This is a genomic window from Sulfurospirillum sp. (assembly GCF_036802865.1).
Lineage (GTDB): Bacteria > Campylobacterota > Campylobacteria > Campylobacterales > Sulfurospirillaceae > Sulfurospirillum.
The window spans coordinates 411,549-424,887 of the sequence record NZ_DAIRVK010000002.1; the positions used below are offsets into that span (position 1 = coordinate 411,549).

The 13,339-nt window shown below is 35.0% G+C and carries 16 protein-coding genes; 4 read left to right on the top strand and 12 right to left on the bottom strand.

Annotated features, from left to right (window positions below; all coding sequences use genetic code 11):
• Positions 1–52: 52 nt before the first annotated feature.
• The 12 genes from V7Q04_RS06440 to V7Q04_RS06495 form a co-directional block, all read right to left on the bottom strand.
• Positions 53–901 (bottom strand): hypothetical protein, encoded by an 849-nt coding sequence (locus V7Q04_RS06440; RefSeq protein ID WP_333804120.1) that lies wholly within the window; start codon positions 899–901, stop codon positions 53–55.
• Positions 894–1,703 carry an ATP-binding protein gene (locus tag V7Q04_RS06445; protein WP_333804430.1) on the bottom strand — a complete coding sequence of 270 codons (810 nt, stop codon included), beginning with the start codon at positions 1,701–1,703 and terminating at the stop codon, positions 894–896. Before V7Q04_RS06445 ends, V7Q04_RS06440 begins: the two co-directional genes overlap by 8 nt.
• Entirely contained in the window at positions 1,696–3,243 is a 1,548-nt protein-coding gene (gene mshL / locus V7Q04_RS06450; RefSeq protein ID WP_333804121.1) for a pilus (MSHA type) biogenesis protein MshL, read from the bottom strand. Before mshL ends, V7Q04_RS06445 begins: the two co-directional genes overlap by 8 nt.
• The gene (locus V7Q04_RS06455; RefSeq protein WP_333804122.1) at positions 3,212–3,640 is read right to left on the bottom strand and encodes a hypothetical protein; all 429 of its coding nucleotides are present in this window, start codon (positions 3,638–3,640) and stop codon (positions 3,212–3,214) included. The genes mshL and V7Q04_RS06455 overlap by 32 nt, the downstream gene beginning before the upstream one ends.
• Positions 3,637–4,287: a type 4a pilus biogenesis protein PilO gene (gene pilO, locus V7Q04_RS06460; RefSeq protein WP_333804124.1), complete on the bottom strand. Its 651-nt coding sequence runs from the start codon at positions 4,285–4,287 to the stop codon at positions 3,637–3,639. Before pilO ends, V7Q04_RS06455 begins: the two co-directional genes overlap by 4 nt.
• A complete protein-coding gene (locus tag V7Q04_RS06465) occupies positions 4,280–5,791 on the bottom strand; it encodes a hypothetical protein (protein WP_333804125.1) in 1,512 nt (503 codons plus the stop codon). Before V7Q04_RS06465 ends, pilO begins: the two co-directional genes overlap by 8 nt.
• A 47-nt stretch (positions 5,792–5,838) precedes the next feature.
• Positions 5,839–6,729, bottom strand: a complete 891-nt coding sequence (gene era, locus V7Q04_RS06470; protein ID WP_333804126.1) for a GTPase Era — start codon at positions 6,727–6,729, stop codon at positions 5,839–5,841.
• A 13-nt stretch (positions 6,730–6,742) separates the two neighbouring features.
• Positions 6,743–8,068 (bottom strand): HslU--HslV peptidase ATPase subunit, encoded by a 1,326-nt coding sequence (gene hslU / locus V7Q04_RS06475; protein WP_333804127.1) that lies wholly within the window; start codon positions 8,066–8,068, stop codon positions 6,743–6,745.
• A 4-nt stretch (positions 8,069–8,072) separates the two neighbouring features.
• Positions 8,073–8,609 (bottom strand): ATP-dependent protease subunit HslV, encoded by a 537-nt coding sequence (gene hslV / locus V7Q04_RS06480; RefSeq protein ID WP_333804128.1) that lies wholly within the window; start codon positions 8,607–8,609, stop codon positions 8,073–8,075.
• 5 nt (positions 8,610–8,614) lie between these two features.
• Positions 8,615–9,061: a 50S ribosomal protein L9 gene (gene rplI / locus V7Q04_RS06485; RefSeq protein ID WP_333804129.1), complete on the bottom strand. Its 447-nt coding sequence runs from the start codon at positions 9,059–9,061 to the stop codon at positions 8,615–8,617.
• Between the two features lie 99 nt (positions 9,062–9,160).
• Positions 9,161–9,580 carry a rhodanese-like domain-containing protein gene (locus V7Q04_RS06490; protein WP_333804130.1) on the bottom strand — a complete coding sequence of 140 codons (420 nt, stop codon included), beginning with the start codon at positions 9,578–9,580 and terminating at the stop codon, positions 9,161–9,163.
• A 5-nt stretch (positions 9,581–9,585) separates the two neighbouring features.
• Positions 9,586–10,815, bottom strand: a complete 1,230-nt coding sequence (locus tag V7Q04_RS06495) for an argininosuccinate synthase (protein WP_333804131.1) — start codon at positions 10,813–10,815, stop codon at positions 9,586–9,588.
• A gap of 157 nt (positions 10,816–10,972) precedes the next feature.
• Between V7Q04_RS06495 and V7Q04_RS06500 the strand changes: the two genes are divergently transcribed.
• From V7Q04_RS06500 to lptB, 4 genes are read left to right on the top strand one after another with little or no spacing between them, the layout of a single operon-like run.
• The gene (locus V7Q04_RS06500; protein WP_333804132.1) at positions 10,973–11,221 is read left to right on the top strand and encodes an RNA-binding S4 domain-containing protein; all 249 of its coding nucleotides are present in this window, start codon (positions 10,973–10,975) and stop codon (positions 11,219–11,221) included.
• The gene (gene trpD / locus V7Q04_RS06505) at positions 11,218–12,201 is read left to right on the top strand and encodes an anthranilate phosphoribosyltransferase (RefSeq protein WP_333804133.1); all 984 of its coding nucleotides are present in this window, start codon (positions 11,218–11,220) and stop codon (positions 12,199–12,201) included. Before V7Q04_RS06500 ends, trpD begins: the two co-directional genes overlap by 4 nt.
• Positions 12,198–12,629: a tRNA (adenosine(37)-N6)-threonylcarbamoyltransferase complex ATPase subunit type 1 TsaE gene (gene tsaE, locus V7Q04_RS06510; RefSeq protein ID WP_333804134.1), complete on the top strand. Its 432-nt coding sequence runs from the start codon at positions 12,198–12,200 to the stop codon at positions 12,627–12,629. The genes trpD and tsaE overlap by 4 nt, the downstream gene beginning before the upstream one ends.
• Entirely contained in the window at positions 12,616–13,338 is a 723-nt protein-coding gene (gene lptB / locus V7Q04_RS06515) for an LPS export ABC transporter ATP-binding protein (protein ID WP_333804136.1), read from the top strand. Before tsaE ends, lptB begins: the two co-directional genes overlap by 14 nt.
• Position 13,339 lies beyond the last annotated feature (1 nt).

Here is a 13,339-nt window from a genome sequence, read left to right on the forward strand (position 1 = left end):
CCTGTAAATTTTATCTATTATAGCATTGAACTGCGTAAGACAATAAATGTACTTAATCAATGTTTTCTCCGCTAAGAATTCGGTTAAGTACGCTTTGTACGACTTTATTGGCTTTATTATTTTTTAAATAAGCTTCCAGTGCAGAAATGGCATCCTCTTTTCTCCCTAGTTTCACTTTAGATTTTGCAAATAAAATCCAACTTTTTTCGTTATCTGCATCGATCGTGTTTGCAATGATTGCCCATTTATTGGACTCTTGATAGTTCTTCGCTATATAGTATTCATCTGCTAACATTAATGCAAAAATGATATTGTGTGATTTATCAAATCTCTCTTTAAGATACTTAATAGAATTCACTTCTTGTGTTTCAATTTTGATAAAACCTTTTGGTTTGTCTTCCTCAAGTGGAGGAGGTGGTAACAATAAAGGATCAATTTGTTTTTCAGACATTTGAGTTGTTTTTCGTATTAAAACTCTATTGTCAAGTTCTTCTTCTTGGATATTAATATTTGTTTTTGTTTCTGGTATTTCTAGTATTTCTGGTAAAGAAGCGCCTTTCTTCTCAAGATTATTTTTCCCAATAAGAGGAAGTTGTAAAAACAGTGCATCCTCTGTTTTGTTTTGTTCATGAGTATATTTTGTGCTATTTTGTATCTGCGTTGGCAGTGAGGGTTGTTCTGTTATTGAAAGGTTCGTATCTATGGGCTTTTCATCATTTTGTATTTTACTCGATTGCACTTCTTTTGAAGTAATAACACTTTGTGAAGCAAAATAGAAAAAAGAACTGGCAATAGCAATTAAGAGCATCAACGAAGCTACAATATAATAAGGCAAACGTTGCCTACATCTGTATTTTAGAACCTTCTTTTCCAGTTCAATAATCTCTAATGTACTAAGCATGAATCAATCCTAGACTAATACCCGCCATCTCAAGATACTTGACATGTAGAGCATTGGCTTTAACTAAAGAAGGATTGTGTTCGTCATAATACTCTAAAATTTCAAAGAGTTTGTACATGAGTTTATTGATAGATCGTAAATTACCACCTGTAAGCTTGGCAATTAATTTATAATGCTTTGCGTTAAAAAGATTAAGGTAACCAAAGCAATTATGAAAAAGGAGTTTTTTTTCAATATAGATTTTAATTTCATCTTCAGAAGCAGTATCGATTTCAATCGTTTCCCAAATACGTGTTTGGAAGTAGTCTTTTGCAAGCACATCTTCTTGTTCTGTTTTATGGACTGTAAATAAAAATTTCAGTAAACGTGAGTCTGCCATAAGGCGAATTTTTTCAATAAGTTCTCTTGGATAGAGTTGTGCTTCATCAATTAAAACAGGAATAGCTTGTTGCGGCGAAGTAATGTGCTTTTCGAGTAAAACTAAAAAATCATTGTAATTTGAAAAGTCAGGAGATGCTTCATCAAAGATATTTTCGTATAATGCTTTAATAAAAATCTTTTCTTCAAAAAAAGGTCTTGGAAAAAAAATGACACGTTTTTTTTGTTTGAGGTCATTGTGAATTTTTTGCAGTAAAAACGTTTTCCCAGTACCTGGTTTTCCATAAAATAAAATGAGTTTTAACGGCTTATCTAGGGCATTAACAAGTTTGTTGTACATGGTTGTTGACTTGTTCAGGTTAATATAATCAAATACTTCACCATCAATGAAAATATTTTTGAGATCGCTGTAATGATTATTCATCGATTTTTTGACTGTATCCAAGGTCTTTAAGAGTTGCTTTGCTCACACTTTTGGGACTAATAATACGAGGTGTAATAACAAAAATAAGCTCATTGGTTGACATGGTATCGCCTGAATATTTGAAAGCCTCACCTAAAACAGGAATGCTGCTTAGTAATGGCACATGACTTTCCGATTTTCCTTTATTATTGGTAATTAGACCGCCCAATATAATGGTTGAACCATCTTTAACTTTTATGACGGTAGAGAGTTTCTTTTCTTGTGTATCAGGTGCAATTTGCCTAGGTGAAGTTTGTTGTGCATCATCAGCTGAGTATTTAAAATTACTTACGGAAGGATTAATGCGTAAAATGATCTCATTATCTTCAGAAATTTCAGGAGTAATATTAAGTAAAACTCCAATAAAAATAGAAAAGTTTGTGTAAGTAGTTGTTAGTGTTGTTGTTGTTGTGGCTGCTGTATTTGTCGTATTCTCAGGGATACGATAATTGATATTGTCACCAACGGTAATTAAAGCTTGTTGATTGTTCATTGTAACCACTTTTGGACTTGAGACAACTTTTGTCTCTCCACTGGAGGCTAAAAAATCAATCAAGCCTGATATGGTGAAAATACCATCATTGACAACGGTAAGATTGTTGGCATTTTTTGTAATGGAAGAATCATAAAGTGTACTAGCTGTGGTATCACTTGAATAGGTGTTATTATGCGTTTGTCCTTGGTTACTGTTATTGAAAATGGTACTGCTTTTAAATCCAAGAGAAAATTTACTCCAGTCAACACCTGTTTTATTGGAGTTACTAAGCAAAACTGAGACAATTGAAACATCAATTAATACTTGTTTATGCAATCGCTCTTTTAACAGTTCTATATAGTCAGAAACACGGTCCAACTGCTTTTTTGTTGCAGTTACAGTTATCATGCCTGCATTAACATTAATAATAGGAGCTACAGCTTGGTACGTTTCGGAACCTGTATTTAAAACAGAGGTTAACTCTGCCGCAATTGTTTTCCAAAAATCAAATGATTCATTGGAAGAAATGGTATTTTGACTCTGCGTTGTTGAATTTTTTGTTGCACCAGAGGTTGTCGTTTCCGTTGGTGTTGCATCTACAGACGCGTTAATAACAGCTTTTCCTTCTCGTATAGAGGATATATAATCCACTTTAAAAGATTTGGTACTTAAAGCAGAAATTTTTAAGAAATTTTTATCATAGGAATAGAAAAGATCATTATCGTGAATGACCGTTTGAAACACTTCGTCTAAAGAGAGATTTTTAATATTGATACCATTCAAATTTTTTGCAAGGGTTTTTTCAGCTTCAGAGTCTTTAATAATAATACTAAAATTACACACTTCTGCTAATTCTGACAGTAGCTCAGCACCTGTTGCTTTGTTATTGGTTTTGATGTTAAATGTACGGTATTCACATCCCGCATTTTTTTCCGCACCAAGAAGAGACGATGACGAAAGCATAATAGCGGAGATTATGATAAAAATAATAAATTTATTTGGAAAGTATTTTAACATTGTTCCCATTTTTTGTCCTGATAAAAAGTTCTTTTGTTTCAATTTCATTTGCAAGTGTTGCACTCTTTTGCGTAATTTTTACAATTTTATAAGATTCTATTGTTTCATGTATCCCATACCATTGACCGTTTATTTTAACTCTTTGATTGACGATAGCTTCCAGTGCGTATTCGGGTGTTTGTACGGGAGCTGTAATATCGCTGGTATTGTGTTCAACAGTTTGAACAATAAAAGGATTATTGATTTTATCAATCATCGTACCATCAATACCTATTCTTTTTTTGGCTATTTTTGAAAAAATTTGATCGTATTCTTTTACTTCTTGCTCTAAGGATATGCCTTCTTTTGCTATAACATTTACCATACCAAATGCAATCAAGCATAGAATCAAAGTGATAGTTCTCAATATTTCATTCCCCAAACACTGATTGTAAATTGACCTTCAATACTATTTTTTTCTCTAGTCCACTTAAATTCTGAAATATCCACAACAAGCTCACTCTCTTCTATGGCATTCATAAATTTCATAATATTAGTGAAAGAACCACTAAACGAAACTTTAAGTATAAGGATTTGTTCTATTTTTTGAATACTTGGTTCGTTGATTTTATTGTCAATGATTTTGATGTGAACGGAGTATTTCTGGGCATTTTGTGTAATAGAATAAAGAAAATCTGCCCAATTTTTGTCATTGAACAATAAATATGAGAGTTCTTTGAGTTTATTATCAATATAGGTGTTGATGTAAAGAGTTTTTTCTAAGCGAAGTTTTGAATTTTCAATTTCAGATTTCATTTTATTTATGAAGAATGTTGCATCATTCTCTTTAGAAACAGAGCTTAAATAGACTTGTTCCTCATGAAGCTTTTTTTCAATTTCTTTAGCATCTCTTATGGTTTGACTTATTGCCTTATCGGTTATTGGAAAGAGGAAAGAATAAAATAAAAATACAATGAGGGAAAAGACCATTGCCAAAATTAGGTAGATTTCGCTGTTCTTTTTACCTTGAAAAAATAAATCAATTCTCTCTAAAAGGGTGTCAATATTAATCATTATGCAAGCCAATAGTGATTTTACTGGTGTAGAGCTGTATTTTATCATCTTGAAGAATTTTATCTGTATTGATTTTGTATTTATTAAGAGCTGTTAGAGCTTGTATAAATTCTGTGATTTTCTTTTCATTTTTATTGCGTACTGAAATATCAAGTTGATTGTTCTTAAAATCAATAAATTCGATTTTACACTCATTTTGATTGGATAAAGAAAAAATTTCTAAAAGTATAGAAGTTTTCATAGCATAAGAAATTTTTTTATTATAAATTTCGACAAGTAGTTTTTTTCGAAATTCAAACTTTGTTGTTTCACTACTGATTAGTCCATCAATTTTTTCTTTTTCAGTTTTTAACAATGCTAAATCTTGTCTCATACTGGATGTTTCGATAAATAATTCATTGTATTTAGCACTATTCTGAGATATTGTAAAATGTAAAAAAGTGCTGTATAGAAACTGATAGGTAGGATAAAGTAGACATACTGCAATACTTGTCAACACCAGACCCAATAGTTTACCTGAAGCTCTCTCCCTCAGCGGAGGAGGTTTTCTGTAAGGTGAAAAATTGAGATTATCATCAGGATTTTCTATATACAACTGAGCACTAAGCATCATAAGAAAATGAAGTTGATCTCTCTTTTCTTTTGAGAAATTCAGTGTGGAGCTAAAATCAAATTGAGCTGATTCAAGTCTAAGATGGCTTTCACTAAATTTATCCATACCATTCAATGAACCGATCTCGGAGCCAATATAGATTTTTTCAATAAAATCTATATTGTAAGAGCGCTTGATAAAAACTAAAATTTCACTCATATAGACATAAATATCATTAAAAAGTTGTTCTAAAAATTGATGATACTCGTTATGTGTACCTTGTAATAATTTATAAAAACTCTCTTCATCAATTCTCTCACCAACGAGTTCACAAAATTTTTCATGCATTTCATGAAGAGAGTAGTGCAATGATTTTGAGTAAATATACTCACCGTTTTTATAGACCGCTAAAAAAGCATCAGATTTTTGAAAATAAACAAAACAATGTGTTTCATCTATCTTGAGAATATCTTTACGATAGAGAGCTCTGATTAAAAAAGGTGCGGTAGTAATGTAATCAATATAGCGAATTTTTTCTTTAACAGGTGAAAAGATAGATTGAAGTAATTTTGTATCAATAAGAAAAATATTAAAAGATCTATTGTTGATATCTTTAGATTCTGTTTCAACAAAATTTATAACGTATTCTATTGAAGAATCAAGTGCCAATTCATCGTAAATTTTGATTTCAATGGCGTCTTTAATATCACTGTCTTGAATGTTATGGTTAATATCGATGGTACTACTAATAACATCGCGTGTTTGTAAATAGGAAATAATAAAAGAATTTTTTTGCACCGTATCCAGACTGCAACGTGTACAATCACGGAACGAGTGCGTATATGAAATGTTTGAAAATGGATCAATAGAAACAATTTCTGCGCTAAAATTCTTCTTCTCAATAGCGAGCATTATTTGTTAACCCTTCATGGAAATTTGTAGCAACTAAATTAAAAAGTCTATTCAACTATATAACCAATTTTCTTCAACATCTCTTTATCTTGGCTCCATCCTTGTTTTACGATGACAACAAGTTTCAAAAAGACACGTTTTTGGGACAGCGATTCGATGAGTTGACGTGCACTTGTACCGATTCTTTTGATGGTTTGCCCCTCTTTTCCGATCATAATACCTTTTTGACTTTTTTTATCTACTATGATGGTTGCATAAATATTATCGATTGTCTCTTTTTCATCAACTTTATCAATGATGACATCTGCAAAATAGGGGATTTCATCGCTGGTATTTTCAAAAATAGCTTCACGTATCAATTCTTTATAAATATCACGAGAACGCTCTGTTGTAAGAATTTCAGGATCGTATAAATAAGGGTGTTCTGGCATAAATTTAGAAATTGATTCTAATAAATACGCCTGTGAAATACCTTTTTTAACTGAAACAGGAATAAGTGCAACAAATTTATCTTGATAGTTCTGATATTCTCCAATCTTATCAAAGAGTGCCGTTTGCGGAACACTATCCGTTTTTGTAAGAAGAACCATATGTGGAATATTCGCTTTATTGAGGGCTAGGAAATCAATATAGTTTTGAATACTATCGCTTGCAGGGGCAAGAAAAAGAATCAGATCACAATCTCCCATTGCTTTCATTGCTTCTTCAAGCATAAATTGATTTAAAAGGCGTTCTTGTTCGTGTATACCAGGAGTGTCAATAAAAATAATTTGTGTATTTTCATGCATCGCAATGATGTTAAGACGTTTGCGTGTAGCATTGGCTTTATGTGAAACCATTGCAAGCTTTTCGCCCACTAACCAATTGAGAAGCGAACTTTTACCTGCATTGGGTCTACCTATAACGGCAACGTAACCTGTTTTTGTTTTCTCTGTCATATTTCTTCTTTATTTATAAAATGTAGCGACTGCTATCTTCACTCTCAACAATAGCATCGAGTTTTTCATGTACAAGTTCTTGCGTTACATGTAACGTTTCTCCACCGTGTTCATCGGCACTGTAGCTAATGTCTTCAAGCACTTTTTCGATGATAGTATGAAGCCTACGGGCTCCAATGTCTTCCGTTTTTTCATTGGTGATTTGAGCAATTTTAGCAATGGCACGAATGGCATCATCATCAAATACCAATTCCACGCCTTCTGTTTTTAAAAGTGCTTGATATTGGCGTAGGAGCGAATTTTTAGGCTGTGTTAGAATTTGGTAAAGGACTTCTTCCGTTAAAGAGCTTAGTTCCACACGTAGTGGAAAACGACCTTGTAACTCAGGAATTAAATCACTTGGTTTACTGAGATGAAATGCACCTGCTGAGATGAAAAGAATGTGGTCTGTTTTGATACTTCCGTATTTGGTATTAACATCACTACCTTCGACAATAGGAAGAAGATCTCTTTGAACACCTTCTTTACTTGGGTCACTTCGGTGTGATTGAGAAGAACTTACAGCAATTTTATCAATCTCATCGATAAAGATAATACCACCATTTTGGGCTCTCTCTCTGGCTTCCGTTTTAACGGCTTCCATATCCAAAAGCTTTTCACTGGCTTCTATTTTTAGGGCTTCTTTGGCATCTTTGACTTTCATCTCTTTTTTGATATTGCCTTGTCCTGTTCCTAAAATTTTAATAAATGATTCTTGCACTTTTATCATTTCAGGAGGGAGCGAAGAATCACCTAAATCACTGTTATTCTGAGAAATTTCAACCTCAATTTTAAGATCATCCAACTCTCCATCACGAAGTCTTTGTCGCATCTTCTCAAAACTTTTTTCATAGTCAGCTTTTTTCTCTTCACTCACACCTTTAGGAAGTGGTGGGAGAAGTTTTTCAATAATGGTTTTTTCAACGTGCGAAGCGATGTCATCTTGGTTTTTTTCTTTATGTTCCGCTTTGACAAGGTTGATAGATGACATCATCAAATCACGTACCATAGATTCAACGTCACGTCCAACAAAGCCCACTTCTGTGTATTTGCTCGCTTCAACTTTGACGAAAGGGAGGGAAAGCATTTTCGCCATACGACGTGCGATCTCTGTTTTGCCAACACCGGTTGAACCGATCATTAAAATGTTCTTTGGCATTACTTCTTCAGCCATTTCACCTTCAAGTTTCAATCTTCTGTAACGATTCCGAAGGGCTATGGCAATTGATTTTTTAGCATTAAATTGTCCGATGATATACTCATCAAGGTAAGCAACGGTTTGTTTTGGCGTTAAGTTCATGAAATTATCTCTCTAAAACAAATGTTTTAATGTTGTCATTGGTATAAATACAAAGCTCACTAGCGATTTTCAAGCTCTCTTTGACAAGTGTCTCTTCATCAAGATGTGCATGGCGATCAAGAGCACGAGCAGCTGAAATAGCATAGTTTCCACCACTTCCAATTGCTGCAATTTTGCCATCTTCTGGTTCAACCACATCACCCGTACCGCTTAAGATAAAAATATGATCGCACGTTAAGACAATCATCATAGCTTCTAAACGACGTAACATTTTATCTTTACGCCATTCTTTGGAAAACTCGATGACAGATTTGTACAAATCGCCTTTTTTTTGCTCTAAAATACTTTCAAACATGTCAAAAAGGTTGAATGCATCAGCCGTACTTCCTGCAAAACCAGCTAAGATTTTGCCGTTGTAAAGTTTACGAATTTTAGTAGCGTTGTTTTTTAGTACGGTATTGCCAAAGGTGACTTGTCCATCACCGCCAATGACGGCTTTATCTTTACCCCGACATGCAAGGATGGTGGTTGCTTCAAACATAGAGGTTATTCTCCAAGAATGATAAGTTTTAGTACTGCGTGGATGCCGTGACCTAGTTTAATACTGACATCAAAATCGCCTGTTGTTTTAATAGCATGTTCAATCTCAATGGTTTTTTTATCAATTTCGATGTTATGTTGTGCTTTCAGATCGTGTGCAATTTCATCTTTCGTAACAGCACCAAAAAGACTACCATTGGCTCCAAGTTTACGTTTTACCGTAAGCTTTAGCTCACCTAATTTCTTTTCAATGGTTTTAAGGTTAGCAATCTCTTCAGCTTCTGCAGCTGCTTTTTTACGTTGATCTGATTCGTATTTTCTCATAACTTCATTGGTTGCAAGAAGTGCAAAACCTTTGCCAATGAGGAAGTTTTGACCATAACCGTCTTTAACCTCTTTAATTTCACCTTTTTTACCTAAATCTTTAACATCTTTAATCAATAAAACTTTCATTTTAAAATCCTTTATAACGCTTCAAAAGCAAAAAGCTCTTAAAGCTACGTTAGCCACTAGGGCACTAAAGCTTGCCAATAGCATTGGCAGAATATTTTTTTATCTCATCGTCTTGGGAAGTGGGGCATTTTTCAGTTTTTCACCATGAAATGCGTCAATCCCACCACTGAGTTGGGCGATGTTTGAAAAGCCCATTCTTCGTAAAATAAATATCATTTGTGTTGTACGCCCACCAATATGGCAATAAAAAACCAAAAGCTTACTCGCGAGCTTTTTAAGCATATCCATCTGTTGATGAATGGTCGAAGTTGGCATGAGCATATCTGTACCTTTAATGCTAGACTCGGAGTATTCATACATCTCTCGAATATCAATTAGTACAAAATCAAGCTTCTTCTGCGCTCGTAAATTTAGCATGACATGTAACTCTTCACCACTGACTTCACAGCTTCGTGTTACGGTTTGAACTAAATTCATCATCGCTTCTTCACTCCATTCATCTCCACATGGCACATCCATAAGGTTTAAGCTTTACCTTGTTTCTTTCTATTTTTACCACTAATGATGAAACGAAGGGCATTAAGTTTAATAAAGCCTTCTGCATCTTTTTGGTTATAGACTTCGTCTTCTTCAAAGGTACAAAATGCTTCATTGAAAAGGTTATTGGTTTTTGAATCTCTTCCAATAACAGAAACATTGCCTTTGTAAAGTTTGAGCTTAACAGTACCATTAACACCTTCTTGCGATTTATCGATCGCTGCTTGCATCATTTCACGTTCAGGTGAGAACCAGAAACCATTGTAAATTGTTTTAGCATAACGAGGCATGATCTCATCTTTAAAGTGTGCAGCTTCACGGTCAAGTGTAATGCTTTCAATCGCTCTGTGCGCGCGAAGCATAATCGTACCACCGGGTGTTTCGTAACAACCTCTACTTTTCATACCTACAAAACGGTTTTCAACGATATCTGTACGACCAATACCATGTTTGCAACCTAATTCATTAAGTTGTGTTAGCATGTTCGCAGGACTCAATTTTACGCCATTAAGTGCTACTGGATCACCTTTTTCATAGGTAAGTTCAATCGTTTCTGCAAGATCAGGTGCTTTTTCAGGGCTTACTGTCCATCTCCACATATCTTCTTCTGGTTCTGCGGCTGGATTTTCAAGTACTAAACCCTCATAAGAGATATGAAGCAAGTTTGCATCCATAGAGTAGGGTGATTTACCTGGTTTTTTCTCGATGCTAATGCCATTTTTTTCAGCATATGCAAGCAATTTTTCACGAGAGTTCAAATCCCATTCTCTCCAAGGAGCGATGATGACAAGGTCTGAGTTCATGCTAAGGTAACCCATTTCAAAACGAACTTGATCGTTTCCTTTACCCGTAGCACCATGACTTACGCCATCAGCTCCAACCATTGCTGCAATTTCAGCTTGACGTTTAGCAATTAAAGGTCTTGCAATTGAGGTTCCTAAAAGATACTCACCTTCATAAATAGCGTTTGCTCTGAACATAGGAAATACATAATCTTTAACAAATTCTTCTTTTAAATCTTCAATAAAAATATTTTCTGGCTTAATGCCCAAAGAGATGGCTTTTTTACGTGCAGGCTCTAACTCTTCACCTTGACCGATATCTGCTGTAAACGTTACAACTTCACATTTATACTCATCTTGGAGCCATTTTAAAATAATACTGGTATCAAGTCCACCTGAGTAAGCTAAAACTACTTTTTTGACATTTTTTTTCATAATACGAATCCTCACAGAATTTATAGAATTGCGTGATGGTAGCGCAAGTTTGTAAAAACTTTGCTTATGCTTTAAGTGTGTGCTTTACCTGTAAAGTTAAAAAAGCAAGTTTAAATATTCTTTTGATAGAATGAGCGTTAAATCCTAAGGACGGGGCATGCGAGTCGATAAATTTTTAAATAGTACCAATATTACAAAACGTCGTGCTGTCTCAGAAGATATGTGCAAAAATGGTGTTATAAGTATCAATGGTGTTGTTGTGAAACCTGCTAAAGATGTTAAAGTAGGTGATATTATTACCATTAATTACCTTGAAAGAGCAGTGAAATACGAAGTTTTGCAGATTCCTGAGACCAAAACCATTCCAAAAACGAAACAAAACGAATACGCAAGGGAAGTTGTATGAATTACCAAGAGGCTTATGATCAGTTTAATGCGCTTTTTGAAAATAAGCTAAGCAGCGAAGAAGCGGCGCGTTTTTTAGTCGAACTTTATGAGCGTGGCGAAAGCTTCGAAGAGATTGCTGCGGCTGCAAATGTTATGCGTAAACACAGTGTGAAGCTAGATATTCCAGAGCATTTAAAAGCTGAACTTATTGATATTGTAGGAACGGGTGGCGATAAAAGCGGTACTTTTAATATTTCGACAACTACTTCTATTGTTTTAGCATCGTTAGGGTGTAAAGTTGCCAAACATGGCAGTGGCTCCGCGACCTCGCTTTCGGGTAGCGCAGACGTGTTAAAAGCGTTGGGGCTTAATCTTGCGTTATCACCTGAAAAACAGATCAAAATGTTAGATGAGTGTGGCTTTGTCTTTATGTTTGCGATGAATCATCATCCGTGCATGAAACACATTATGCCTATCAGAAGAAGCCTCTCCCATCGTACTATTTTCAATATGCTAGGTCCTCTCGCTAATCCTGCAGGTGCACAAAAGCAGATGGTAGGCGTTTTTCACGTGGATTACATTGAGCGTTTTAGTAAGGCATTACGTGAACTTGGAACAACAAAAAGTATGGTTGTAAGTTCATTGGATGGGTTAGATGAAGTAAGCATTACAGCTCCAACACGGTATACCTTGATAGAAAATAAAATCATCACAGAAGGCGAAATTGATCCCCAAGCATTTGGTTTTAAACTTGCGCCCCTTGATGCCATAAAAGGTGGTGAGAGCGTTCAAAACGCTGAAATTACCCGTGCCATTTTACGCGGTGATGAAAAAGGCGCTAAACTGGATGTCGTCCTTTTAAATGGAGCTTGTGCTTTAATGATCGATGGAAAATCCAGAGATATGCAAGAAGGTATTGCGATGATGCAAGAAGCCATTGCGAGTAAAAAAGCGTGGGATAAGCTTGGTGAAATTATCAAGCTTTCGTATCTTGTATGAGTCAAATTTATGAGAAAGTGTGTGATTTAGCGCACTTAAATACTTTTGCAGAAGAGATACACCATGAAATAGGCAATGCTGGCGTTCTTCTTTTGCGAGGGAATCTTGCCAGCGGTAAGACAGCATTTGTAAAAGCATTTGCCAATACATTAGGTATTGAAGAGGCTATTTCTTCACCGACATTTTCGATTTTACATGAATATGAGGGAAAATTATTTCACTATGACATTTACCAGTGTGGAAGTGATGGATTTCTCAAAAGTGGATTGATCGAAAAATTGGATTGTGAAGGGTACCATCTCATTGAATGGGGTGATGCTGAATTTGAGAAAATATTACGTCATTTCGGCGTAGGATACAGTACAATTGATATTGAAACAATGGATTTAAAACGCAATTACAAGGTTCACATGAATGCATACGCTTAAAGTTCAAGAATTACAAAAAGTTATTAAAAAGTCAGAAATTATTAAAGGTGTTTCGCTTGATGTTAAAAGTGGTGAAGTCGTAGGTCTTCTAGGACCTAATGGTGCTGGTAAAACCACCATGTTTTATATGATTTGCGGGCTTATTCCTCCTAGTTCTGGGAGTGTCTATTTTGATGAGCAAGACGTGACCCAAATACCTTTACATGTAAGAGCAAAACTCGGTATCGGATATCTTCCTCAAGAATCAAGTATTTTTAAAGATTTGAGTGTTGAAGAAAATATTATGTTAGCGGCGGAGATTGTTTATCCTAATAAAGAAGATGCGATGAACCGAGTAGAAGAGCTTTTAAATTTGTTGAACATTGAGCCGATTCGTAAACGCAATGGCGTGAGTTTAAGTGGAGGAGAAAGGCGTCGTTGTGAGATTGCACGCTCTTTGGTTTTACAACCAAAATTTCTTCTTTTAGATGAGCCTTTTGCAGGGGTAGATCCTATCGCTGTTGCCGATATTCAGGGCATTGTACAAGAGCTTGCAAAGCTTGATATTGGTGTTTTGATTACTGATCATAATGTTCGTGAAACACTTGCTATTTGTGACCGTGCTTATGTCCTTAAAGATGGTGCCTTGCTTGCAAGCGGTAGCAGTGAAGAAGTCGCGCAAAATAAATTGGTTAAAACCTACTATCTTGGCGAAGATTTTAGATTTTAAC

What these genes read in the sequence shown, in the direction of transcription:
- trpD (WP_333804133.1), top strand. Translation starts at nt 11,218, where the DNA reads ATGAATTACCAAGAGGCTTATGATCAGTTTAATGCGCTTTTTGAAAAT.
- V7Q04_RS06500 (WP_333804132.1), top strand. Translation starts at nt 10,973, where the DNA reads ATGCGAGTCGATAAATTTTTAAATAGTACCAATATTACAAAACGTCGT.
- mshL (WP_333804121.1), bottom strand. Translation starts at nt 3,243, where the DNA reads ATGGGAACAATGTTAAAATACTTTCCAAATAAATTTATTATTTTTATC.
- lptB (WP_333804136.1), top strand. Translation starts at nt 12,616, where the DNA reads ATGCATACGCTTAAAGTTCAAGAATTACAAAAAGTTATTAAAAAGTCA.
- V7Q04_RS06445 (WP_333804430.1), bottom strand. Translation starts at nt 1,703, where the DNA reads ATGAATAATCATTACAGCGATCTCAAAAATATTTTCATTGATGGTGAA.
- V7Q04_RS06465 (WP_333804125.1), bottom strand. Translation starts at nt 5,791, where the DNA reads ATGCTCGCTATTGAGAAGAAGAATTTTAGCGCAGAAATTGTTTCTATT.
- era (WP_333804126.1), bottom strand. Translation starts at nt 6,729, where the DNA reads ATGACAGAGAAAACAAAAACAGGTTACGTTGCCGTTATAGGTAGACCC.
- pilO (WP_333804124.1), bottom strand. Translation starts at nt 4,287, where the DNA reads ATGATTAATATTGACACCCTTTTAGAGAGAATTGATTTATTTTTTCAA.
- rplI (WP_333804129.1), bottom strand. Translation starts at nt 9,061, where the DNA reads ATGAAAGTTTTATTGATTAAAGATGTTAAAGATTTAGGTAAAAAAGGT.
- V7Q04_RS06495 (WP_333804131.1), bottom strand. Translation starts at nt 10,815, where the DNA reads ATGAAAAAAAATGTCAAAAAAGTAGTTTTAGCTTACTCAGGTGGACTT.
- hslV (WP_333804128.1), bottom strand. Translation starts at nt 8,609, where the DNA reads ATGTTTGAAGCAACCACCATCCTTGCATGTCGGGGTAAAGATAAAGCC.
- hslU (WP_333804127.1), bottom strand. Translation starts at nt 8,068, where the DNA reads ATGAACTTAACGCCAAAACAAACCGTTGCTTACCTTGATGAGTATATC.
- V7Q04_RS06440 (WP_333804120.1), bottom strand. Translation starts at nt 901, where the DNA reads ATGCTTAGTACATTAGAGATTATTGAACTGGAAAAGAAGGTTCTAAAA.
- V7Q04_RS06490 (WP_333804130.1), bottom strand. Translation starts at nt 9,580, where the DNA reads ATGGATGTGCCATGTGGAGATGAATGGAGTGAAGAAGCGATGATGAAT.
- tsaE (WP_333804134.1), top strand. Translation starts at nt 12,198, where the DNA reads ATGAGTCAAATTTATGAGAAAGTGTGTGATTTAGCGCACTTAAATACT.